At 66.6% G+C, this 2,023-nt stretch carries 2 protein-coding genes and 1 pseudogene; 1 reads left to right on the plus strand and 2 read right to left on the minus strand.

The features are described 5' to 3' along the window. Both JOY90_RS10345 and JOY90_RS10350 read right to left on the minus strand, forming a co-directional pair. Nucleotides 1–514 (minus strand): annotated as a pseudogene (locus JOY90_RS10345) (calcium/proton exchanger); the annotation flags it as partial. Between the two features lie 261 nt (nucleotides 515–775). Further along, a complete protein-coding gene (locus tag JOY90_RS10350) occupies nucleotides 776–1,855 on the minus strand; it encodes an IS5 family transposase (RefSeq protein ID WP_291691037.1) in 1,080 nt (359 codons plus the stop codon). 48 nt (nucleotides 1,856–1,903) lie between these two features. Here JOY90_RS10350 and JOY90_RS40100 point away from each other — a divergent pair. Further along, nucleotides 1,904–2,023, plus strand: a 120-nt coding sequence (locus JOY90_RS40100) for a DUF1524 domain-containing protein (protein ID WP_367276907.1), incomplete at its 3' end; no start/stop codon positions are given.

The raw sequence follows: 2,023 nt of genomic DNA on the forward strand, positions 1-2,023 counted from the left end.
AAAGGCTCAAGCGCTCCTCGTCGAGTGCCCGATCGACACCCGCCACATGCGCGCGCTCGGCGACGTCGAACGTCGCGGGCAGCAGGATCGCGATGGCCACCAGCAGCAGCATGGTCGAGAGCAGTCCGACCTGTGCCACGCCAAAAACCTGCCGTTCGTGACGGAGCCCGCCCACGAAGGCGCAGATGCCGAGGAACAGCAGCGTGGTGCCGATGATGGAACCGGTGATCTGCGCTTGCACGACCTCCGTCTGCGCCGCCGAGAGTATGAACAGCGCCAGCACGAGTTCGGCGGCGTTGCCGAAGGTGACGGCAAGCAGGCTGCCGATCGCGGCGCCGGCATGGCCGGCCGCTTGCTCCGTACCGCGACGCACCCAGTCGGCAAGCATCGCGATCGCGGCAAGACCGGCGGCGAAGATCCAGATCGGCGGGAGCGCGTCGGTGTAGTGCAGCGCGAGGGAGGCCGTGACGGTCGCGAGCAGAAGGGTGACTCGCAACCACTCCGACCGCTTCATCGCAATCGCTCCAAGCCCGCCGTTCTTTCTGAAGCACCGCCGGATTCGCCAGCAACGTCAACCGCGGCGCGCCGACGCCCGAGAGGCGGGAAGCGTCAAACCTGCCCAGCAGCCTCGGGGCGCGAGGCGCCCAGTTGGATAGATCGAAATATGTGATCGCCGACGATGATGAAGGCTGTTTGCGGATGCGTTCGGGCTGATTTGGCCGGCCCTGATGTGGGTGCGGGAGGGAAGGAGATGCGGTAAGCCGGCTATTTCTGGCTATGCGGGCGCAATTCGGGTGTCGAGCCAGGCAAGCCGGGTGAAATTGTAGGCCAGGTTTGCCAATCCGATCTTCACCCGCGCCCGCGCGAGTCCGATGGTGCGCACAAACAACGCCATCCGGTGCTTCTGCCGGGCAAACACGTGCTCGATGGCCGAGCGCACCTTGGCCCGTGCGGCGTTGGCGCGGGCGCGCGGCCCGGAGAGCCGGCGCCGCGGTGGCCGGCGGAACTGGATGCGCTCGCGCAGGCCGCGCCGCTGCAGCACCTCCAGGTTGCGCTTGGTCCGATAGGCCGTGTCCGCCCAGACCGGGCTGGCGGTGTTCTCCCGATCGAGCAGGTCGGGCAGGCGGCGGCTGTCATGCGCGGCGGCGTCGGTCACCGACCAGGCGCGGATCAGCCGGTACCGGCGGTCGATGTTGAGGTGCGACTTGTAGCCGAACACCGGCACCGCGATCTCCACCCCGGTTCGTGCGGCGCCGTCCTCCGGCTTCGGCCTGGCGCGCCCGCGCTTGAGTGTCCAACGGGCGTCGCGGTCCTTCTGCCGGCGCTTCGCCTTCGACCATCCGGCCGGCGTGCCGCCCGCCTTGATCACCGCCTTCTCGTCGGCAGTGAGCTTCTGCTTCGGTGCCGCGACGATGGTTGCGTCGATGATCTGCCCTCCCATCGCCAGATATCCCTTGGCCGCGAGCACGGTGTCGAAGCGGCGGAACAGCTTATCGATCGCCTCCACCCGCTTGAGCTGTTCACGGAACAGCCAGATGGTCGTCGCGTCCGGCGCCGCCTCGTGCAGTTCGAGGCCGACGAAGCGCATGAACGACAGCCGGTCGCGCAGCTGGAACTCCGCTTGCTCGTCGGACAGGCCATACAGCGCCTGCAACACCAGGACTTTGAACATGCGCACCGCGTCATAGGGCGGACGACCACCTTTGCTCCGGTCCGAGCGCGCCAGCGCGGCATTAAGAACCGGGCGGAAGACCTCGAAGTCGACCACCGACGCAAGCCGCTCCAGCGGATCGCCCGCCGCAGACAATGCCGCATAGCGTTCGTCGACGTCGAAAAATCCCCGCTGACCCGACATCCGCGCCTCTCCCATCGCAGGTGCGAATCGAATCACGTCAGGCGCAGTTTGGCGAGGTATTTCGAACTATCCAAGCGTCTCGGAAACCTGACGCTGCTGGCGACACGGCTCAACTCGAAAGCAGCAAACGCGGCATTCGACGAGAAGAAGAAGCACTTCGCGAAATCC

The sequence above is a fragment of the Bradyrhizobium sp. genome (genome assembly GCF_019242285.1).
In the GTDB taxonomy this organism is placed as follows: Bacteria; Pseudomonadota; Alphaproteobacteria; order Rhizobiales; family Xanthobacteraceae; genus Bradyrhizobium.

Bases quoted from the DNA above. Each gene is read 5' to 3' on its own strand.
- JOY90_RS10350 (WP_291691037.1), bottom strand. From the start codon at position 1,855: ATGTCGGGTCAGCGGGGATTTTTCGACGTCGACGAACGCTATGCGGCA.